Source organism: Candidatus Binatia bacterium (assembly GCA_029248525.1).
Classification (GTDB): domain Bacteria; phylum Desulfobacterota; class Binatia; order UBA12015; family UBA12015; genus UBA12015.
The window spans coordinates 81,182-102,065 of record JAQWJE010000016.1; the positions used below are offsets into that span (position 1 = coordinate 81,182).

19 protein-coding genes are annotated in these 20,884 nt (G+C 60.8%); 9 read left to right on the top strand and 10 right to left on the bottom strand.

Features of this window, described 5'->3' with window-relative positions:
- The first annotated feature begins 18 nt into the window (after positions 1 to 18).
- Together P8K07_04800 and P8K07_04805 are read left to right on the top strand one after the other, a co-directional pair.
- Complete coding sequence (locus P8K07_04800; protein ID MDG1957842.1) at positions 19 to 747, top strand: dienelactone hydrolase family protein; 729 nt, start codon at positions 19 to 21, stop codon at positions 745 to 747.
- Between the two features lie 11 nt (positions 748 to 758).
- The gene (locus tag P8K07_04805; protein MDG1957843.1) at positions 759 to 1,193 is read left to right on the top strand and encodes a nitroreductase family deazaflavin-dependent oxidoreductase; all 435 of its coding nucleotides are present in this window, start codon (positions 759 to 761) and stop codon (positions 1,191 to 1,193) included.
- Between the two features lie 264 nt (positions 1,194 to 1,457).
- Here P8K07_04805 and P8K07_04810 read toward each other — a convergent pair whose 3' ends face one another.
- A complete protein-coding gene (locus P8K07_04810; GenBank protein MDG1957844.1) occupies positions 1,458 to 2,276 on the bottom strand; it encodes an FkbM family methyltransferase in 819 nt (272 codons plus the stop codon).
- A 77-nt stretch (positions 2,277 to 2,353) separates the two neighbouring features.
- Between P8K07_04810 and P8K07_04815 the strand changes: the two genes are divergently transcribed.
- Complete coding sequence (locus P8K07_04815; protein ID MDG1957845.1) at positions 2,354 to 3,277, top strand: hypothetical protein; 924 nt, start codon at positions 2,354 to 2,356, stop codon at positions 3,275 to 3,277.
- A 31-nt stretch (positions 3,278 to 3,308) separates the two neighbouring features.
- On the opposite strand, the gene P8K07_04820 is transcribed toward P8K07_04815, so the two are convergent.
- Together P8K07_04820 and P8K07_04825 are read right to left on the bottom strand one after the other, a co-directional pair.
- Entirely contained in the window at positions 3,309 to 3,860 is a 552-nt protein-coding gene (locus P8K07_04820; protein MDG1957846.1) for a disulfide bond formation protein B, read from the bottom strand.
- 1 nt (position 3,861) lies between these two features.
- Positions 3,862 to 4,017: a DUF5993 family protein gene (locus tag P8K07_04825; protein MDG1957847.1), complete on the bottom strand. Its 156-nt coding sequence runs from the start codon at positions 4,015 to 4,017 to the stop codon at positions 3,862 to 3,864.
- Between the two features lie 163 nt (positions 4,018 to 4,180).
- On the opposite strand from P8K07_04825, the gene P8K07_04830 reads away from it, so the two are divergent.
- Both P8K07_04830 and P8K07_04835 read left to right on the top strand, forming a co-directional pair.
- A complete protein-coding gene (locus P8K07_04830; GenBank protein ID MDG1957848.1) occupies positions 4,181 to 5,485 on the top strand; it encodes an MFS transporter in 1,305 nt (434 codons plus the stop codon).
- Positions 5,486 to 5,503: 18 nt separating this feature from the next.
- Positions 5,504 to 6,502, top strand: a complete 999-nt coding sequence (locus tag P8K07_04835) for a prenyltransferase (GenBank protein ID MDG1957849.1) — start codon at positions 5,504 to 5,506, stop codon at positions 6,500 to 6,502.
- On the opposite strand, the gene P8K07_04840 is transcribed toward P8K07_04835, so the two are convergent.
- From P8K07_04840 to P8K07_04860, 5 genes are all read right to left on the bottom strand, one after another.
- Positions 6,482 to 7,366 (bottom strand): prolipoprotein diacylglyceryl transferase, encoded by an 885-nt coding sequence (locus P8K07_04840; GenBank protein MDG1957850.1) that lies wholly within the window; start codon positions 7,364 to 7,366, stop codon positions 6,482 to 6,484. The two genes, P8K07_04835 and P8K07_04840, sit on opposite strands and share 21 nt — an antisense overlap.
- A gap of 37 nt (positions 7,367 to 7,403) precedes the next feature.
- Positions 7,404 to 10,685, bottom strand: coding sequence for a M4 family metallopeptidase (locus P8K07_04845; protein MDG1957851.1), 3,282 nt, complete (start codon positions 10,683 to 10,685; stop codon positions 7,404 to 7,406).
- Between the two features lie 91 nt (positions 10,686 to 10,776).
- A complete protein-coding gene (locus P8K07_04850; protein MDG1957852.1) occupies positions 10,777 to 13,782 on the bottom strand; it encodes a hypothetical protein in 3,006 nt (1,001 codons plus the stop codon).
- A 340-nt stretch (positions 13,783 to 14,122) separates the two neighbouring features.
- Positions 14,123 to 14,581, bottom strand: coding sequence for a VOC family protein (locus tag P8K07_04855; GenBank protein ID MDG1957853.1), 459 nt, complete (start codon positions 14,579 to 14,581; stop codon positions 14,123 to 14,125).
- A gap of 66 nt (positions 14,582 to 14,647) precedes the next feature.
- Positions 14,648 to 15,508 (bottom strand): glutathione S-transferase family protein, encoded by an 861-nt coding sequence (locus P8K07_04860; GenBank protein MDG1957854.1) that lies wholly within the window; start codon positions 15,506 to 15,508, stop codon positions 14,648 to 14,650.
- 72 nt (positions 15,509 to 15,580) lie between these two features.
- Here P8K07_04860 and P8K07_04865 point away from each other — a divergent pair, with 72 nt between their 5' ends.
- Positions 15,581 to 16,714 (top strand): hypothetical protein, encoded by a 1,134-nt coding sequence (locus P8K07_04865; protein MDG1957855.1) that lies wholly within the window; start codon positions 15,581 to 15,583, stop codon positions 16,712 to 16,714.
- Positions 16,692 to 17,267: a protein tyrosine phosphatase family protein gene (locus P8K07_04870; protein MDG1957856.1), complete on the top strand. Its 576-nt coding sequence runs from the start codon at positions 16,692 to 16,694 to the stop codon at positions 17,265 to 17,267. Before P8K07_04865 ends, P8K07_04870 begins: the two co-directional genes overlap by 23 nt.
- Positions 17,268 to 17,302: 35 nt before the next feature.
- On the opposite strand, the gene P8K07_04875 is transcribed toward P8K07_04870, so the two are convergent.
- Positions 17,303 to 18,124, bottom strand: coding sequence for a neuromedin U (locus P8K07_04875; protein MDG1957857.1), 822 nt, complete (start codon positions 18,122 to 18,124; stop codon positions 17,303 to 17,305).
- Positions 18,121 to 19,011 carry a TauD/TfdA family dioxygenase gene (locus tag P8K07_04880; GenBank protein MDG1957858.1) on the bottom strand — a complete coding sequence of 297 codons (891 nt, stop codon included), beginning with the start codon at positions 19,009 to 19,011 and terminating at the stop codon, positions 18,121 to 18,123. The genes P8K07_04875 and P8K07_04880 overlap by 4 nt, the downstream gene beginning before the upstream one ends.
- A 76-nt stretch (positions 19,012 to 19,087) precedes the next feature.
- On the opposite strand from P8K07_04880, the gene P8K07_04885 reads away from it, so the two are divergent.
- Both P8K07_04885 and P8K07_04890 read left to right on the top strand, forming a co-directional pair.
- The gene (locus P8K07_04885; protein MDG1957859.1) at positions 19,088 to 20,293 is read left to right on the top strand and encodes a serine hydrolase; all 1,206 of its coding nucleotides are present in this window, start codon (positions 19,088 to 19,090) and stop codon (positions 20,291 to 20,293) included.
- A gap of 53 nt (positions 20,294 to 20,346) precedes the next feature.
- The gene (locus tag P8K07_04890; protein MDG1957860.1) at positions 20,347 to 20,877 is read left to right on the top strand and encodes a peroxiredoxin; all 531 of its coding nucleotides are present in this window, start codon (positions 20,347 to 20,349) and stop codon (positions 20,875 to 20,877) included.
- Positions 20,878 to 20,884 lie beyond the last annotated feature (7 nt).

The following is a 20,884-nucleotide window of genomic DNA, read 5'->3' on the forward strand; positions in this document are numbered from 1 at the left end:
CTTGCGTAAGGAGACGGTATGGCGATTCGAGAAGAGGAGATCACGTACGCGGCAGCGGGTATGACCTGCCGCAGTTTTTTGGCCTTGCCCGAAGGCGATACGCCGCGACCGGCGGTGATCGTGGTTCATGAATGGTGGGGCTTGAACGAATATATTCGAGGGCGGGCGCGTCAGTTGGCCGAATCGGGCTACGTGGCACTCGCGGTCGATATGTACGGAGACGGGCGGGTCGGTGACGACCCCGCGGCGGCGACAGAACTGATGGGCACGGTCCTGAGCGATATTCAGGTTGGTGAACAACGGTTTCAAGCCGCCATGGATTTTCTCAGTGCACGTCCGGAAGTCGCGTCGGACAAGATCGCGGCAATGGGCTATTGTTTCGGCGGTGCCATCGTTTTGCATGAGGCACGCATCGGCGCTCCCTTGCGAGCTGTGGTGAGCTTTCACGGATCGCTGGGTTCTTTCCACAAGCCGGCCAAGGGTGAAGTCAAGGCACGTGTTCTGGTTTGCCACGGTGCGGCCGATGCGCTGGTGCCCGAAGAGGATATCGAGAACCTTGCCCGGGAGATGCAGGATGCGGAGGCGGACTATCGCTTCGAGGCCTACCCCGGGGCGCTGCACGGATTTTCCAATCCGGGGGCTGACGCCAAGGCGTCAACCTACGGAATGCCGCTTGGGTATGATGCGGCCGCGGACGAGAAATCCTTCGCCTCCATGCAGGCACTCTTCGCCGAAGTCTTTGCCTAGGAGACTCGTTCGTGGAATTACCACCGTTTGTTGAATCGCTGGCAGGGTCGCTGCTGACATTTCACCAATGGCTCTACGAGGTCAGCGACGGTCGGATCGGAGCCAACCTGATGGGGCGCCCGATGCTTCTCCTGCGCACAACCGGCAGGCGCACCGGGCTGCCGCGCACCGCAGCGCTGCTTTATGTCCGCGATGGGGATGCCTTCGTGGTTATTGCTTCCAAGGGCGGCGCACCGCAGCATCCGGGTTGGTTCCACAATCTGCAGTCGACTCCGGATGTCGAGATTCAAGTCGGGCGGGAGCGCATGTCCGTCCAGGCCTCGATCGCGCAAGGCGAAGAGCGTGCGCGACTTTGGAAAGCGGCCGACCTCGTCAATCAAGGCCAGTACGATATCTACCAGTCGCGCACCAGCCGCGAGATTCCCGTCATTGTTTTGCGGCCATAGTCCCGCATCACTCAGCAACACAACTTGGAAGCCTCTGCTCCCTCGCGGAGAGGGGCTTTCGTGTTCTGGAGTCGTCGGGCGGGCGGCTGGAGTTTGGTACAGAGAAGCACAGTCGCAGGATAGGGCCGCTATAATTAATTGATTTTACTCGGTTTTAATTTCCAACCGGAAGATTCCCCTATCGTTCCACAGCCTCGTTCGTCGGCGTCGAACCGCTCCGTGGGGTAGGCGATCGCGGCAGTCGGCGCGCCGGGCCCGCCGAGCTTATCGGGAAAGCGGCTCGGGGTGCCGACTGACCAGGATATCGAAGAAGGTCTCCTCGGCGGCCAGCGTCGGAACCGCCGCCAGTCGTTCGAACTCTTCGGCAATGGGAACGAGAGGCCAAAGGGGTTGGTCGTCCAGCAGTAACCGTGCGTGGCTGAATTCTGATGCGAGCAGTGTCTCGAGTTCGTCGAGCTTTCGCCCGACACGAGCGAGCCCCGACGGCCATACTTCGACGATGGCTGCATCGATCCGGGAGAGGAGGGCGCCCGCGCCTTGCAAAACATCGACCTCGGCGCCCTGCGTATCAATTTTGGCGACGACTGGCGATTCGAGTGCATCGGCTTCGACCAGAGTATCGAGCCTCGCCAGCGGAACCGTGACCGAAGGGATTCCAGTAGTTGGTGCGTGGACAAGCCGTTGGTCCCCGTGGTTCTCGCGATCTCTCTGCAGGGTCATTTCTCCGCTACGGGACCAGAGAGCACTTTCGTGTACGGAGATTCGGTTCTCCAGATCGTGCAGGGCGACGTTTCGTCGCAGTAATTCGGCGTTGCGCGGGTCTGGTTCAAAGGCAAAGGTCCGGACCGACGAATCCTCGGTCACGGGAATCGCGACCAGTCCGATATTGGCGCCGATATCGATCAGGGTGCCGCCCTTGCCGAGCAGGTCCTCAAGCAGCAGCCGCAATAGTTCCGGCGCCCATGTCCCGGAGTCCCGGTAGGTTCCATGGACAACGGTATCGCCCGTAGCACCTACGAATTTACCGAGAGTGCCGGTGGCCAGAACGACCTCTTCGCCATCGATGCTCGCGCAGGGATTCATCTTCCTATTGAAAGCCTTCGCTCTTCCCGAATGCCAGCGGTCGATTCCCGAAGCTGGTTTCGATAGGCAGGAACCATATGGCACCGCTCAAGGAATCCGAAATCCCCCGTCTCCCCAATCCCGATGCCGATCATTACCGACTGCCGGGCTCGGACCGGCCGATGCCGAGAACGACATCGGTCATCGACCGGGGGATCGGCAAGCCGTTTTTGACCAAATGGGCGGGTAATTTGGAGCGCCAGCGGGTGATGGCCGAGCTCGAGGCCCTCATGGCCGAGGAGCTGGACCCCCAGCAGGCGACCGCCCTCGTTGCCCGACTTCAGGCACGTCTGGCTCGCGAGCCGTATTGCGAGGTGGAGAAAAACGCAGCGGGCGCCTTCGGGACTGCCGCCCACGGTTTGGTGGAAGCCCATTTGCGTGAGCGGCTCGGACTGCCGCCCGAGACTGAATCGCCCGGCCCGGATCGCCCCGGATTCGATCCTGAACTTGTGGCGCGAGCCGGCCAGTTGGCGATCGATTGGCTCGATGCTGTCGGTTTCGAGCCCGATCCCGAAGGCGTGGAGGAACGACTCTGGAGCGTGGACGAACATCTCTGGTCTGCGGGAACGGCGGACGCTTTTGGCACGGCGAATCTGGCCGGGCTGATCGCGCACAGCAGCTGGAACCGTCCGCCAAAGGAAGTGGATGTGGCTCCCGACCTCCGCGTTCCGGTTTTGATCGACCTGAAGACATCCAAGTCCATCGGCGTGGCGCACAAGGTGCAGACGGCAGCCTATGTGACCTATCTTCTCGAACGAAAACGGATCGAGGCGCCGTGCCATACGTGTATCCTGCGGGTTGCGAAAACAGCGGACGACCGCCGCCCGACCGAGGCCATTCTGATTCACCCCGATGAGTTCATTCGTTACGGCAGTGCATTTCGCTTTATCCGCAGGATCTATAATTTCCTCTCGCAAGAAGAAGTTCTGGAGCGAAAATACTGGCGGCAATCAAAATCGTGATGAATCGCTCGCGTTCGTCCGCGGGGCCGCATCAAGAGTTGTCAAGAAGTCGGTAGCTCGCCGGGTTGGCCGGACAGATGCCCGGACCACATTCGGCAAAGGTGGCCAGAGCGTTTCCCGCAGCGATCACGAGGACCAGAAAAAAAGCCAGTTTGTGCAGACTGGAGAGCGGCCGAGGTCTTGGAGGTTCGCGAAATTGGGAGGCCGGCAGCAGCATCGCTGACCCCAGAAGCAGGGTGATCAGAAAGACCACCAACGCCCACGTATAGAGCTGCATCCCGAAAACGGGAACGCCGTAGCCGGGGTCGCCCGGCAGGATATGCAGAAGGATCTGGCGGGCCGACACGCAGGCGCCGAACAACGCGCTCAGCAAGGATACGCCGTAGCCTCCGGTGGAGGGGCCGAATCGTACGTTGATCAGAGCACCAGTCGCGACGCCGAGCATGGCGATGCGCTGCAGGAGACAGAGAGGGCAGGGCATCTCCTGCCCGATAAATTGCGCAGCGAATGCGCCGCCAAGCACGCCGCAGAGCAGGATTGCCGCGATGGCATTCAGGTTGCGCGCGAAGGAAATCGACATCATTTCAGAAGGAGAGGCCGAGTTCGCTGCTGGCGTGGTGCGAAAATAAAAGGACGGCGAGGACGATACTGCCCAGCCCAAGGCCGGCGGCGGTGGTCCGGTCGCCACGCCAGGCGAGTCCGATCGCGATCGCCTGCAAAAGAAAAATTCCTGCCATCATGGGTTCAATTCTCCTGCTTTCCTCTCTGCTCTGTGAAGCAGAAATATTCACCAGCACGCAAATCGGGCAAATAGAGCAGCCGGGCGAGGTATTGCAGAGAATTTCAGGCAGAGCGACGCTTCTCGTTTGAACTTGCGGGCTGGTTGCTGAAGGATCGCTGTCCATGGCAGACGAACCAACGAATGAGCGCGAAGGCGAGTTTTCGAAGGCTTATACCCAATATGCACTCGCGCTCCTGCTGATCGTCTACATCTTCAATTTCATCGATCGGCAAATCGTGGCGATCCTCCTCCAGTCGATCAAGGAAGATCTGAACCTCAGTGATACCCAGTTGGGGTTTTTCTCCGGCACGTCTTTCGCCATCTTCTACTCGACCCTCGGGATCCCGATCGCCCGCTGGTCGGACCGGGGTTCGCGACGGAATCTGATTGCGATCGCGCTCTTTTTCTGGAGCGCAATGACCGCATTGCAGGGCTTTGCTCGCTCTTTCACGATGCTGGCGCTGGCCCGGGTCGGGGTCGGCATTGGCGAGGCTGGTTGCAGTCCACCGGCGCACTCGATGCTGGCGGATTTCTTTCCCGTTTCCAAGCGCGCGACGGCGCTGGCGATCTATGCCCTCGGTATCCCGATCGGTAGTGCCATCGGATATGCGACCGGAGGATGGGTCGCCGAGAATATGAGTTGGCGGGCGGCTTTTTTTGTCGTCGGGTTTCCGGGCATATTCTTGGCCGCGATCGTGCGGCTCACTCTCAAGAATCCGACCCGAGGCTACTGGGAGTCACAACCGGAACCGGTGCGGCGCGAGCCCATTGGTGATGTTGCGCGATTCTTGATGGCACGGCGGTCTTTTTTACATCTGGCTTTTGCCGGGGCGCTTCATGCCTTCATCGGCTACGGTGCGGGTTCCTTCAATCCGGCGTTTCTCGAGCGTGTCCATGGATTCTCTCGCTCCGAACTTGGTTATGTTCTGGCTGCTGTGGCTCTGACGGCCGGCGTCGCAGGAACCTATCTGGGTGGCGCGATCACGGATCGTCTCTCGAAGCGGGACGTGCGCTGGTACACCTGGTTTCCCGCTCTGACCACCGGGTTGAGCGTGCCCTTCATGTACCTCTTCTATATGTCGGACGGAGCCTGGACCGCGATCGGCTGGAGCCTTCTGCCGGCGCTGCTGGGTAGCACGTACCTCGGCCCTACCTTCGCCCTGACCCAGACGATGGTGCCGGCACGTTGGCGATCGCAAGCCTCGGCCGTCCTGCTGCTGGTTCTGAACCTGATTGGTCTAGGCTTGGGTCCGCAGTTTGTCGGCTGGCTTTCGGATACATTTTCTCCGGAATACGGCGTGGAAAGTGTCCGGTATGCTCTGGTCTGGACGACCAGCATCGGGGCGCTGTGGTCCACGGTTCATTATATGCTTTCGGCGCGCACCCTGAAAAAGGATTTGAGCGCTCAGGAACAACTGGACGGCTGAGGCCGGGAAGAGCGATTGATGCCAAACTTCAAGATGTGGGGGCAGGCCCTGAGCGTCATGCCCCGAATCGACAAGGCTGAATGGGATGATCTCGATCTCGTCTCTCGTTGGTTGATCGCGTCCCGCGCCGCTGTTCTGGTGATGACCTTCGTCTCGGCGGCGTTCGGTGGACTGCTGGCGGCCAAGGCGGGACTTTTTTCCTGGGAGCCCTTCCTGCTGTGTGTTCTCGGCCTGTGCCTCGCCCACGCAACCAATAATCTCATCAACGACCTGACCGACTATTGGAAGGGCGTCGACGAGGGGAATTATTTCCGGACCCAATACGGGCCGCAGACGGTTCAGGCCGGATTCCTCTCGGTGCGGGGACTGATGGGCTATGCCGCCATTACCGGTGCTGCCGCGTTGCTGATCGGCGTGTGGCTGGTGATGACCCGGGGGGAAGGCGTTCTCTGGCTGTTGGCCGCGGGCGCTTTTTTTGTCCTTTTCTACACCTGGCCTCTGAAATATATCGGCCTCGGCGAGCCTGCTGTCCTGGCGGTATGGGGGCCGCTGATGGTGGGCGGGACTTATTATGTGGTGACGGGGCAATGGAGTGCGGAAGTGGCGTGGGCGAGCGTCGCGTACGGGCTGGGCCCGACGGCTGTGCTGTTCGGTAAGCATATCGACAAGCTCGATCTGGATGCCGCCAAGGGGATTCGGACCTTGCCGGTCCTTCTGGGCGAGAGGCAATCCCGTCGTGCCGTGGTGGCCATGCTGGTATTGCAATTCGTGATCGTTGGCGCCCTGGTCCTGAGCGGCTATTTTCAATGGCCGATGCTTCTCTGTTTTCTCGCAGCACCATCGATTCAGCGGGTTCGTCAGATCTACGCGCATCCGCGGCCTGCTGAAGAGCCGGAAGATCTGCCCCCCGGGATCTGGCCGCTTTATTTTGTCGCCGTGGTGTTCTGGTTCAACCGTCGTTTCGGGTTGCTGTTTGTGGCAGGTCTTCTCGGTGATCTATTTCTGAGCCTCGGGTGAATTCAATCCGGCCGGGCCGGGGGGCGGATCCCTGCGGTCCCCGAGGTGGTCGTTGCTTTCGTCGAGCGCCGAGCAATTCAGTCGAAAACCGAGGATCCCGGCCGCCACGGTCATGGCGAGGCTGACCCAAAAGAGCTGGGGGAGCGGGCCCCAATAGATGCGGTAGGCGTGCTCGGCGCGCCAGAATTCCAGAATCGTGCTCGAGGCGGAGAAGAGAAAGAGCAGAATCACGCCAAGCTCGCCCTCGTAGCGCCGGTGGGGACGCCTCCAGAGAAGAATCGCCGAGATCAGCAGGCCGACTCCGGCAAAGTAAAGCGGCAGCGGGTGGACGGGATGAGAGTGCGGGGCGCCCCGGTCCAGCACGCCGGCTTCGATCTGCGAATGGTAGGTATAGCTGTCCGAGGGCAGAGAGATGCCCCAAGGGAGGTCGCAGATCTCGCCGTAGCAGCATCCATTGAGGAAGCAGCCAAAGCGGGCCAGGGCGATACCGATACCGACGGTTGGTGCGAGACCATCAACAAAGCGGCCGATCGGCAGGCGCAAGGCCCGCAGGACGAACCAGCCGCCGATCGTGAGGCAGGCGATCGCACCCGGTGCATGGAGGCCGCCGCTGCTCAGGCGAAAGAGCTTTGTGGGGTCGGCCGCAAAGAAGTGCCATTTGGTGATGGCGAAATGCAGGCGCCCACCGGCGAGCACAATGACCATCATCAAAAAGATGGCGATCAGGACTCGTCCCGGGGGGAGTTGCTCGCGGACGATGGTCCAGCGCAGGCCGAGGCCGACGCAAATCACGATGGCCAGTCCTACGAGCAGGTCGTGGCTGGCGATCGTGCCGAGAAAAGGAAGCTCAAAGCGCGTGAGCACGTTCTATGTCCGATCGGGCTGGAGGTATCTCACAACCTCAGAAGGCGCACTCACATGAGCCCCCCGCCGTCGAACAAGTACCGCCGCATACCCCGCAGGCGTCGCCGGTCTGACAACCGTCCGTTGAGCATTCACCCGCGGTGCAGGTGTCGATCGTGCAGGTGTTCCCATCGCAGCTGGCCGGGCCGTCGGGCTTGAACTGACAGTCACTCTGACAGCAGGTGTTGCCGTTTTCCGAGCCATCATCGCATTGCTCGCCGGTCTCGACCGCGCCGTTGCCGCATACCGGCTCCGGGGTGGGTTCCGCTGTTGGCGTCGGTGTCGGCGTCGGGACAGGCGTCGGCGTCGCCGGGGGCGCCTCGGTAGGTTGCAGACACCAGAGGTCGAGAGTGCCGGTATCGCCAGCAGCAGCATCGCTCACTGCCAGAGTCCACTCGCCGCCCAGGTTTTGCCCATCAAATGCGGACAAGGGGTTGTTGGGGACGAAGGTGCCCGCGATGGTGGGCGTTCCATTGCTGCATTCATCCTCGACGGCCGCGGAGGCTTCGTCGTCGAGGAGCGCCTCGATATCATTTCCCGCACAGCCCCAATCGCTCGCACCCGGGTTGCCGGGTCGATCTACGAGGACCACGCTGGTGCCCGACTCCTCATGGGTGAGGGTCACCTGAAGGTCGCCGACCCAGCTATGGGTAATCGAAACCGACAGGTTCAGATCGGCAATTGTGCCCGAGGGCGGCAGATTGATGCTGTCGGACAAGCTGCCGCCAGCGTCCGGAATGGCCGCTTCCGGCTGGCTGCAGAGTCCTGCAGGGGTTGGTGCCGGTGTCTCTGTGGGTTTCGGACTTGGCTCCGGGGTTTCGGTCGGCCCGGGCGTTTCGGTCGGTGCCGGTGTTTCGGTGGGCTCGGGCGTCTCTGTGGGTGCTGGTGTTTCGGTCGGCTGTGGCGTCGGTGTGGGGGCAACGCCCCCTTCGCAGGCAAACACCCGCAGATCGTCGACATACCAACCGATGATGCCGTTACAGCCGTCGGTGCCAAGCTCAAAGCGCAAGGCGATGGTGTCGCCCGGATTGGCGAGGCTCGCCAGGCTGATCTGGGATTGGCCCCAGCTGCCCCCATTGGACCCGCCATCGGTGCCCGAGAAGGCTGGCTCGCCGGTATTCGGGTTGTCACTCGTCTTCAGCGTCGCGTTGTAGGAGTTGAAGCTGAAGGCGGAGCCGGGAATCAGGCTCCAGGTGCCTCCGTTGACCGAAATCTTCACGTTTGAGCCATCCCACTCAGTCTCGGTCGCGACCCAATGGTCAAAGGCGATGCGGGCTGTCGTGATATCTGCGGGCAGGGAGATCGACGGGGACTCGAGGACGAGTACGCCCGCTTCGGTGTCCGCCCCGCAATTGCCGACCACGACATTGGGAACAAACATGGCCGAGCCGGATCGACTCCCCGGCAGGCTCGATTGGATCGACCAATCCGGTGCATCAAATGTGGATGGATTTGCGACGGCTCGCGTGGTTGCTGTCCAGCCCGAGGATCCGCTTTCCCAATCCTGCAGCAAAATCGTATTGGGTGCGTTGCCGCTGCACAGCGCCGGGGCATCCGCGTCGAGAAGGGCAGCAAAGGAGCAAGGGGTCTCGTCGCGCAGTTCGGTCGCCTCGATCGCGTTTGTTACCGCCTGGCAATCCGCAGAAGTGATGGCGGGACCGGTGCTGCCCCAGGGGCCGGCACCCGTCGTGAGTTCGAAAAGTGGCGTCCCGATCAGATCGGTACACGAGGTTTCCAGCGCCGTGGCGAGATCATGAAAGTCGCTGGCCGCCTGCAGGTAGGTAACCGCTGCGCGCCAGAAGATATGGGAGGCTTTGGGGATGCCCAGCGCAGCGATCGTTTTGCCATTGTACTGGCCACCATCCACAAGCAGCGCAAAGGCATGATTGGGGACGCCCGAATTGATATGAACGCCGCCCGCATCGCCAGTTTGGCACCAGTAGTCTGCCGATCCGACCCGTCCGGGATCGCCGTAGCATTCCGGCCGCCACATATCGCGAATCGCGCCGCCAAATGCCCAATCGTCCTCGCCGGAAAGCCAGCGGATCGTATTATCGCCCTTGGGGGAGCCGTTGCCGAAATCGGAACAGAGGTTGCCGGCGACCGCCCGCAGGGCGTTGGGCGTATCGGTGCCGCGACCATTGAGCATATCCACGACTTCGCCCCAGATGTCCGAGTAGGCTTCGTTCATCGCGCCCGATTGCCACTGGTAGATGAGGTTGTTTGTTTTCTGCGTGTAGCCGTGGGCCCACTCGTGCGCGACGGTGTCGTCGGCGGTGACACCATCGCAATAATTGGTCGATACGCCATTCCAGGTCGCGTTGGGACAGCTGATATTCGGGTCATTGTTGACCGTGAGCATCGTGGCATCCAGACCGTCGAAGGACAGATAGGCTCCGTTGGTCATGCTCGCGAACAGATTGTAGGACTCCTTGGCCCCGTCGATCTCGTCCTGCCAGGCCGAGACCTGGGCTGTGGTCCCTCCGGCCCAGCTATCGGTGATCGGATCGGGGTCCCCGTCTTTCCAGACGCGATTGGCGACACTGGATTCTCCGACTTCGCGTTTGAGGGCTTCGTGAATTCCCGAGATCTGAGCTACCCGCTCGCCACTCTGCGCATCGAGAAAGAGGAACTCGCGAATGTTGGCGTCGGTTGCCTGAACTTCGATTTCGAACACCAATCGGAGTTCGGGTGTTTTTCCGCTGAGCAGGCCGCGTGGGAAAACACGCAGGCCGTGGTTGGTTGCGTTGAACAGCGCGGGGTCGGCGGCACGCTGCCGTGCGATTTCCTGCAGGGCGAGTTGCGAAGCGGTGTCGGGCGCGAGGGCCGCTGTCGTTCCCAGATCTGCGGGAACGGGCACGAAGGTGCCATTGACCATCGTCAACCGCCCGCTGGCGTCGAGGTGCGCCCGCAGACTGCTGCCATAGACCGGGACTCCGCGATGCACCTGCCGGTAGGCGACAGTCTCATGCCCGAGGAAGTCGGTCTTCGACGAGATTTCTTCGAGCTCCTCGTCCGCGTTTCGAATACCAAAGAGGTTGCCGTAGCCCGCGAAAAAGGCGTTCGCCTTGCTCGTGGCGGAGGCGTTCCGTGCCTGCATCGGGGCCAGATCAATGCCTTGATCGACTTGCACAAATCGAGCTGTTCCTGTGGCGGGGCGCGGTTCGCTCCGGACGTTCGCTCCAACGGCGCTGCGGAGTTGCGGAAGGTCACTTCCCCAGGCGAGCAAGGGCAGGGCGGGTATCGCCAACAGCGCGGCTAGCAGCAGACGTTTTGTCATCAGAGGACCTCTTTCCAGACCCTTTCCGGCCCCAATTATCAGTATCGCGGCGAAGCCTCCCGGCTTCGCCGCTCATGATGGGCCGTTTTTCTTAAAGGACGCAATCGCAGCCGCCGCCAGCGGTCGAGCAGATTCCGCCGCAAGGGCCGCAGGCTTCTCCGTCGCGGCAGCCACCCGCGCTGCACTCACCTGCGGTGCAGGTGTCGATGGTGCATTCATTACCGTCACAGCTGGCCGGCCCGTCCGCCTTGAACTGGCAGTCTGCTTGACAGCAGGTGGCCCCGTTTTGTTCTCCATCGTCACATTGCTCGCCGGTCTGCACGATGCCATCGCCGCAAACGCCGGCCGGGGTCGGCTGAGGCGTGGGGGCAGGCGTCGGCGTCGGGCCACCCGGGAAGCTGAGCGGATTGGCCGGGTCGGTGCCGGCGTCTCGTTCGTCCATGTCGAGGAAGGAATCCAGATCCCTGTCGATGCCCATACGGGTGCCCGATCCGGGAGGAACACAGGTGTAGGTGACCGAAACGTTGAAGGTCTCAGGCAATCCGAGAATGACACTCGCGGGGAAGGTTGCGCCCCGGTCGGTGAGGAAAGAGTTGCTGCCGGGCTGATACACGGTGCCGCGGTGTTCTTCGGTTGTGGCTCCGTTGCCCTGAATCACGCCTTTGGAAATCACTTCACAATCGCCGGCCGCAGCTCTGGTCAGCATCAGATTCACACGGTCGAGATCTGCGGTGGGAGCACCCGGTCGCAGTGTGATCTGCTGTCCGACGATGGGCGCCATGTTGGAGTCAAAGGCCAGAGACATGGCTTCCAGATTCCGCTTTTCCTGATCGCTCAACCCAAAGACAGGGGCACTGAAAAACGTGAAGAGGGTGTCGATTGCGCCATCGTGGAGATAGCCGCTGCCGCGGACCTGATCGCCGGGTTGATTGAACATCCCGACCTTCTGATACATATTTCGTAGGTGGGGGATCTTGAACTCTTGCGTTTCCCCTTCCTGCGAGGAGTCGCCGTCGGTCCCAAAAAAGCCGGCTGATCTGTCCGAAGTATGACAGGTGTTGCAGTTGCCGACGCCATCGGTGTTGCGGCCGAAGTAGAGGGCCTCACCCTGGGCCGCGATGCCGGTATGCACCCGGTTGAACGACATCTCGGGATTGGGTGGATAGATGATGCCCATCGCGAAGGTGGCAAACTGCTCCATTTCTGTCGGTGTGAGTTGGCTGCTGCGTCCGAGGAGTCCGACGAAAGCAGGGTTGAACTCCTGAAATCCGCCGAATTCGTTAAAGGCTCCCGTGCCATTTGCCCGGCTATTCGGTTCCTCTTCGGCGCGACTTTTGTCGCCGCGCCAATGCAGAGGGCCGTGGCCCTCCATGCCGCGCAAGGATTGTGTGGTCATTGCCCCCTTGAGAGCACTGAAAGGCGACGGGTTGCCGATCTGAAAAGGATTCAAGTTCAACATCTCATGCTCGTCCGGATTGCCGAGGTTCCACGTCAGGCTGTCGAAGTCGCCAGAGATATGGCACGAGCCGCAGGATTGCGTGCCGTTGTTCGAGCTATTGGTTGCGTCGTAGAGGAATTTCCGGCCATCGGTGATGCTTGAGGGCTCGGGGTTGTGAATCGGAATATGGAAGGTCTCGGTCTCCGAGACGATGTCCACCACCGAGATTCCATTGTCGAATCGAGTCTGGACGTAGAGCTGGTTGCGCGTTTCGTCGAGAACCAAACCACCGGGGCCGCCGCCAGTGATGGTGATCTGATGATTCTCATCGGGAACGAAGGTTCCCGCTTCGAGCTCGGCGGTGTCGTAAACCCCCACCTTCCCCGATCCGAAAGCGGCGACGTAGAGAGTCGTGCCGTCAGCAGAGACCACCATTTCGAGCGGCGTGGCCAGACTGCGCGATTTGAGCGCCGGATCAGCCGGGATCTGCGAGAAATCAACGTGGGTATTCAAGGCCCAGGGCGTGACCGCACCGTTGGTCGGATCGATGACGGTGATTCTGTTCTCATGGAGGTGCCCCTGCACCGTAGTGCCGCGGGTGCCGGATCCTTCGAAGCGGACTTCATTGAAGGCCTCGGTGTTCGAAACATAGATGTTGCCCGACTGCGGGTTGGTCACCATGTTGAAAAGGATGGTGCCCACGCCGGCAAAATCGTCGACGAGTTGTATGCTGGCGAGCGAGTTTCCCGACACGTCGAGGGCAAACACATCAAGATCCGGGAGGCGGAACTGGATGGCGTCGTTCCAGCTGCGGCCCAGTTCGTCTTCCCAGGCGCCTGTCTGAATGTTGAATTTGACGATGAGCCCGACCTCGGGGCCGGGGTTGCCATCGGCGTCGGTGTTGGGGGCGGGAACTCCACCCGGCAGGTTCAGGCCATTGATCTGGCAGGGACCAGCGGCGGCGCCACCGTCACAAACCAGTGGCTCGGTTACGACCGTGGTCTGGTTGCCAGAGTGAAAGGCCGCCGAGTAGACGGTCATCCCGTCGGGGGATACCGCGAGGGCACGGGGAGTGTCGCTGAATAATTGAAGGATGCGTGCCCGGTTCGCCGCGAACGTATTGGGCGTCTGCTGCGTGTCGAATACCCAGACATCGTGTCGTCCAATGCCGGGAACCGAGTAGTCGGCATCAATCAGGCTGTTCTGTCCGCGGTGTGCCGTGGTCACAAAGGCAAAGCGGCCGTCGGTCCCGGCAAAGACGATATCCCTTGGCTCGTCACCGACCAGCAGAGTTCTTGCGACCTCGATTTGGGCACATCCGGTGGCCGTTGGATTTGCGTCAAAGGAGACCACGCTGACCGAGTCCGAGAGTTGATTGACAACCCAGGCATCGCCGCTTTGGGGCTGGACGGCCACTGCGACGGGATCGAGGCCGACCGGGATGCTGCACTCGTGGACCGGAAACCCTGCAGAAAGATCGAAAACCTCGAGGTGGGCATCGGGGATATTGGTCACCAACAACCGGTTGCCATCGAGGGTCAGGGCCATCGGCCGCACGGCTATGGATTCGAAGTTCGTGTAAGTCTGCGCTCCGGCGGGCGCGGTCGTCCAGGTCGCTCCAATAAAAGCTATAAAAAACAGTAGTTTGTTGAGTTTCATTGGATGGCCCTCCTAGGCTTTTTTACTGACACGGGGCCCAGAGGCCCTGAACTTTATGGCTTCACTACTATACGGGTGCCGACTGCGTCCCGTCCAGTTTTTTCTCTATACGTTTCTCTATGTCAGATGAAGATCCATGCGCGATCCGCGGGTTTTTCCTCACCTGAGTCCGCATCCACTATCCAGTCACGGGGCGAGTCGGACTATGTTCAGGCGGACCAAAGGTTTGTCTTTTCTTTCGGACGGACGCCTCGGCTCCCCGCCTTTCCGGATCGGTGGTCCGGCCGGGGAACTTGAGCGCATCGCGTGCCCCGGCGAGGGGTTTCCCGCCGGCTGATTTTCAGGCGGGCATCTGCAGCAATTCGACCAGGGCACTGCCTTGGTCGGCGGGGCCCTCGAGATAGGCCCAGGCCACGCCGATCTCGGGCATCTCATGCTCCCAGATCGGATGGAACCCGAGGCCGCGGAGGCGCTCCATGGGTGCCTCGATCGAGTCGACGCGGAACCGAATATGGTGGATCCCCTCGCCGCGCGTCTCGAGCACTTCGCGATGCGGACCTTCCCCGCTTTTGACAGCGATCAGCTCGATTTCCAGATCCCCGGACTTGCCGAACGCAATATCAAGCGTCAGATCGACTCTGCGGCCTCGATAGAGGGTATCTTTGAGCGCAGATTCCATCCGCTGAAAGGGTCCGAAAAGTGGTTCGAAGGTCTGCAAGGCCTTCTCCATATCGTGAACGAGATATGCGACCTGGTCGATCGGCGGGAGGCCCAGAGTTTTGGCAATCGTGTCGGACATCTTAGTCGGTCTCCATGGGCGGTCTGCCCTTTTGCGCAAAGCTTGTTCTGTCCGCGACGATAGATTTCAGAAGCCGACGACTTCCGGCAAAGTCGCGCCGCGCATTTTTTGCACCAAATGGAATCCTTTTCGGAACCACACCAGCGGAGCCGGCTCCCGGACTTCCTTGCTGAACTCGGGCTTGCGGTGCAGGGCTTGGTACCACGTTTCCACTTTCGGATGTAACCGAGCCATCGGATAACCTCCCGCGAGCAGGCGGTGCACGTAGATATACCAGGCGATATCGACCACGCTCAGCGTATCGCCGAGGAGGAATCGATGCTCGGCCAGCGTCGCTTCGAGTCCCTGCAGGTGGCGTCGAAAATTCCCGGCGGCCTCGGTCGCTTGCGCATCCGTGATTCCATGTTCCGCCATTTCCCTCCAGAAGCGTATTTCGACCTCCTTGTGCGGATCGCGTCGGCCGTCGATTTCCCCCTCATCTTCGGCAAATATCTTCAGCGACGAAGGTTTTTTTCGGACCACGAATTGCGGGAATAAAAACCGCATGGTCAGGGTCCGGATGTCGAGGTGCAGATCATCCTCTTCACGCAGCAGGGCGGTCGCCTGGGCCATTTTCCCATCGGGGATCAGCGGTGGTTCCGGGAAAATTTCCTCCAGATAGGCGAGAATATCGTTGCTCTCGATGATCACCCGCCCGTCGTGCACCAAAACGGGCACCAGTCCGCGCGGATTGATCCCCAAAAACCATGGCGAGTAGTTTTTCTGGGCGGGAAGATTGACCGGATGCGATTCCCAGGGAATTCCCTTCAGGTTGAGGAAGATCCGGGTTTTCTGCGAGCAGGAGGACCCGCTGAAGTGCAGCAGGTGAAGGCCTTTCCAATCGAGAACTTCCCGGGTGCGGATTTCTTTTTCATCGAGTTGTGGCATGGCAAATTTCCTTGATCCTTGACAATTCGAGCTACGGTCACGAGGGTCCAAGGGCATCGAAAGGATAACCTCATGAGCAAGGAATTGAAGACCCTCGATAATGGACTTTCGTCTTGGGACGACTTCCCGGTACACCAGACAGCCGAACCGATCAGAAACGTAGCGACCAGCGATCGTAATTTCTACGATCGGTACTATTTCAACCTGCACGGTTCCTCCGACGAACTCTTCATGGTCATGGGGTTGGGGCAATATCCAAATCTGGGCGTTCAGGACGCGTTTGCTGTAGTGGGCCGAAAGGGCACCCATCGCGTGGTGCGTGCCTCGCGTACTCTCGGCGATCGCATGGATATGAGTGTCGGGCCTTTCCGGATCGAGATCATCAAGCCGCTTGAAGAGTTGCGCTTCATTCTCGAAGACAACGAGCACGGCCTGGCCTGCGATCTACGTTGGCGGGGCGCGATTCAGGCCTTTCTCGAGCCACGCCAGTTTGTGCGGAAACACGGCCGCGTCCTGTTCGACACCGAGCGATTTGCCCAGACCGGTTTCTGGGAAGGGACTCTGCAATGCGGTGACGAGACGATTGCGATTACGCCGGATCGTTGGAAGGGCACGCGGGATCGTTCCTGGGGGGTGCGGCCCATCGGAGAGCCCGAAGCGCCGGGTATCCGCGGCTCGGAGGGCCAGCTCACCGGCATCTGGAATTATTATCCGATGCAATTTGATGATTACACGATCCTCTACATGCTCAACGAGCAGGAAGACGGCGTTCGGACAATCGAGGAGGCCACCAAGATCTGGAACGATCCGTCGCGGCCGCCCGAGTGGCTGGGCCGACCGGAATACGAGCACACCATGAAATCCGGCACCCGCATGGTCGAGCACTCCGTGATTCGCTTTGTCGCCGAGGATGGCAAGGTGACCGAGATTCAGTGCGAGCCTCTGACTTGTTGTTATATCGCTGTCGGCACCGGCTACGGTATGGAAGAGGATTGGCGCCACGGGATGTACCAGGGCGATCTGGTTGTGCAGGGCCTGGTGCAGTCCGAGGAAGAAATCGCTCCGATCGGCCAATACGCGATCGTGGACCATGCGGCTCGATTTACGACAGCCGATGGCGAGGTCGGCTACGGACTTCTGGAGCACGGTTTCTTCGGCTCCTTCAAGAAGTACGGCATGATGGATGCCGGTTCGGGGGCGGCCTGATTCAGGCTTCGGCGTAGCGGTGGGCGTTTCGCGCAGTACGGGCAGGACGGTCTGGGGTTATCTGGTCTCGCTCGCGCATGGATACACGGGCCATCGGTGGGTTTCGGCCCACGAGTTGCGCGATATCTACAATTATCGCCAGATCGATGAGCGCATCAGCACCTCCGGTCAGCCCACCGTCGCGCAATTCGATTCGATCCGCGATGCGGGGTTCACTTCCGTGGTGAACCTGGCACCTGCGGGCGCCGAGAACGCCTTGCCGGACGAGGCCGGCGTCCTGCGCGGGTTGGGACTGCACTACGTGCATCTTCCCGTGGACTTCGCGCGACCGACGCAGGCGGATTTTCAGGGATTCGTCGAGGCCTTGGGCGCATTGGAATCGGAGAAGGTCTGGATCCATTGCGCCGCCAATATGCGGGTATCGGCCTTTGTCTTTCGCTACCGCACCGAGATTCTCGATCAGGATCCGGGGCCCGCGCGAGCGGATCTCGAGGCGATCTGGGAGCCGTTTGGTGCGTGGAAGCCTTTCCTTGCCGGCCAGCCTGACGCCTGAGCTTTCTGTGGGCCTGCTTCGGTCAGGGCCAGCCCTCAGCCTTTGGGGAACAATAACTGGACCTGAACCCGCAGGGATCCCTCCGGGCCGGAGTCGTCGGGTGTCACCACGTTTCCGAAGCCTTGGATCTGGAAGTTGATCGGCGGGAACCCCTGAAACACGGTCAGCTTGCCGATGCCCCCGCCCAGCGGCACGCTCCAGCGGTTGTCGGCATTTGCCTTCCAGTCCGCGGTAAAGACCGGAGAGGTGGTCAGGTACCAGCCGTCGGGAAGGTTGAAGTTCACAAACGGTTGCACGAGCATCTTGCTCCCGTCGGGGCGTTTGCCGTCCCCACCGAAGGTCCAGATGTTGTTGATCAGAAATCCGGCCAACCAGGGGCCATTGGTGTAGACGCCAACAACGCTGGGCCCCGCACCCCATTTGCCCGAGCCGGTTTTTTTCGAGGTGGCGGTCGGCAGCGTGAATGTTGGCCCGAAGCCCCAGACCATGTCTCCGGTGTCGGGGGAGAAGAAAAAGCTCGGATTGATATCGCCCAGACCGAAGGTCGAGCCGCTCTCCTGCTGGATATCGGGCTGCGAGACCAGCGGGATGATCCAGCGAGTGATCAGATTCAGATCCTTGGACAGCTTGAAGGGAATGACGGGCTGCACGTTGAGGATATTCTGCGTGCGGTCATTGTCGCTGATGCCGAAGTTGGTGTTGTTCTGAAAGGGCAGGCTGATCAGGTTCGCGATCGGATTCTGCGCCTGTTTGGCGAGATCTTCCTCGCGCTCCGCAATATCCTCCTGCGCGGCGGCAGCCATCGGTGAGATCGCGAGAATCAGGATGATGCAGATCGTTTTCAGAATCAGTTTCATGCTTCAGACGTTTCCTTGCGCGCCTGATGGTTTTTCAAGGCTCGGATCAGCGGGATGTCGAAACGGCTGGTGGCGCCATTTTGCTGGGGGCGCGCATAGGGCTGCCAGCGCGGTTCGGGTTCGGCACCACGCGGTTGGTCGCCCATGATGGTGACGCGCTGAATGATGCGTTCTTCGCTGAAGTCATTGATCACGAAATGCTGGGTGCAGCGATTGTCCCACATCGCGATGGTGCCCTCGGTCCAATGGTAGCGCACGGTGAACCTGGGGTTGCTGACCCAGTTCGTCAGGTAAGTCAGCAGGACCTGGCTTTCCTCGTGGCTCAGTTCGACAATCCGCCGGGTGAAATGCTCGTTGACAAAAAGAGATTTGCCGCCCGTCACCGGATGCGTCCGCACGACCGGATGGATCGCTGTCTGCTCGGGCTGCATATGCGGTGCGGCATCGTGAACAGCGGTAAGGCCCGCGCACAGGTCGCGCAGGGGCTCGGAGAGCTCATCAAAGGCCCGGTACATATTCGACCACATCGTATCGCCACCGGCAGCCGGGCATTTGACCATGTTGAGGATCGCCATCACCGAAGGTTCGCGCTGGAAGGTGATGTCGCTATGCCATTCGTCGGCGATCCCCATGCGGCTGGCCGCAAGCTCGAAAACCTGATCGTGCTCCAGGTAGGCATTTTTCAGATTCGGATGTGACTCGAGTTCGCCAAAATGCTGGCCGAAAGCCACATGCTGTTCTTGCGTGAGGTTTTGGCGGGGAAAGAACAGGACGAGATGCTCATGCAGAAGGTCGCGGATCTCCTCGGCACCCGACGACGATAGCTCGGGGAGGCGCAGGTCGGTGATTTCGGCTCCCAGAGAGGCTGATAGTCTGCGGATTTCCATAGAGGGAATCTTTATCGATTCAGAGCTTTTTCGCCAACCAGCTTGCAGCCCGGTGGCCGATCGTTAGGGACACGGGATGCTCGAAGGAACGATTCATCCTGATTTCGCCGATGTCGCCGCGATCTTTCGCAAGATTCTTCCGCAACGAGGCGAGGGCGGCGCGGCCGTGGCCGTCTATCACCGTGGCGAGAAGGTCGTGGACCTCTGGGCGGGTACCCGCAACGATGCCGGTACCCCTTGGGAGGAAGATACTCTCAGCCTTTCGTTTTCCACGACCAAGGGCGTGGCATCCACGCTGCTTCATATTTATGCCTCGCGGGGCTTGATCGATTATGATGCGCCGGTCGCGACTTACTGGCCTGAGTTCGCTGCGCAGGGCAAGGACAGCATCACGGTGCGTCAGTTGATGTGCCACGAGGGAGGCCTCTACGCGATTGCCGACATGCTGGAGAACGGCACCGAGATGCTGGATTGGGATCAGATGGTGCGACGCCTCGCTGAGGCGACACCGCGCCACGCGCCGGGAGTCGCTCACGGCTATCACGCCTTGACCTACGGTTGGTTGGTAGGGGAGTTGGCGCGTCGAGTTTCCGGTGGAGGCACCTTCGCGGATCTGATTCGCGCCGAGATCGCCGAACCTCTCGGCCTCGAAGGGCTTTATTGCGGCGTTCCGGAATCCGAACTCGGGCGCTGCGCGCAGCTCAAGGCTCGCGGGTTTGAAGGGCCTATCGAGAAGCGACGCGCGGCGGGCGCCAAGGTGCGGGCTCAGGCGGAGAAGGGCAAGCGTATTCTCGCGACCCTGCGGGTGCCCTGGGATCCGACCGAATTGGTCGATGCGATGATCGCGCCGAAGATGGAGGAGGTCGATTTTAATTCTCCGGAATTTCGCCAGGCTTCGGTTCCGGCGGCCAACGGCATGTTTACCGCTCGCTCGCTGGCGCGGATGTACGCCTGTCTCGCCCATGGTGGCGAACTCGATGGCGTACGTTTGCTTCCGGAAGCAGCGATTCTTCGGGCGACCCAAATCCAGAATCGCACCATTGGGCGCGTGATGCCCATCCCGATGCACTGGCGTCTGGGGTATCACCGCGTGTTTGCGGTCCGGGCCAAAGCCCCGGCAGCCTTTGGTCATTTCGGTTTCGGTGGTTCGGGTGCCTGGGCTGACCCGGAGCGCGACCTCTCGGCCGCCCTGACGGTCAATAGCGGCGTCGGGACGCCTTTCGGGGATACCCGCATCGCTCGTGTGAGCGGCGCGGTGATGCGCAGCGCAGACCGTCGCTGAGCGGCTTGGCCGGATTGTCTTGCGTCGGCGGTGGTTTCCGACAGAATCAGGCCATGATCAATCGTATGAAGCAGGTCGCCATTATCCTTTCACTTTTGGCCGGAAGTCTCGCGGGCGGGGCATTGACCGCCGAGGCCGCAATGATCGCGGTCGGCGATGCTTTCCCGGCGTGGGAAATGAAGGATCAATCCGGCAAGGAGGTCACCTCCAAGCAGCTTGCCGGGAAGAGCTATCTCCTCTGGTACTATCCGAAAGCCATGACCTCAGGATGCACCGCCGAGGGGCAGGCCTTGCGCGACGCCCATCCCCAATTCGTGGCGCGTGGAGTCGAGATCCTCGGTGTCTCCTTTGACAAGCCGGCGGCGAATGCTGCCTTCGCCAAAGCAGAAAACTTCCCCTACCGGCTGCTGAGCGACGACGGAGCGCTTGCCGTTCAGGTCGGCGCGGCCACATCTCGCGACCAGGGATATGCCCGCCGGATCTCCTACCTGGTCGGTCCGGACGGCAAAGTTCTGAAAGCATACGGCTCGGTCAGCCCCTCGCGCCACGCTAGCGAAGTTCTGGCTGATCTGCCCCCCAGCTGAGGCTGGG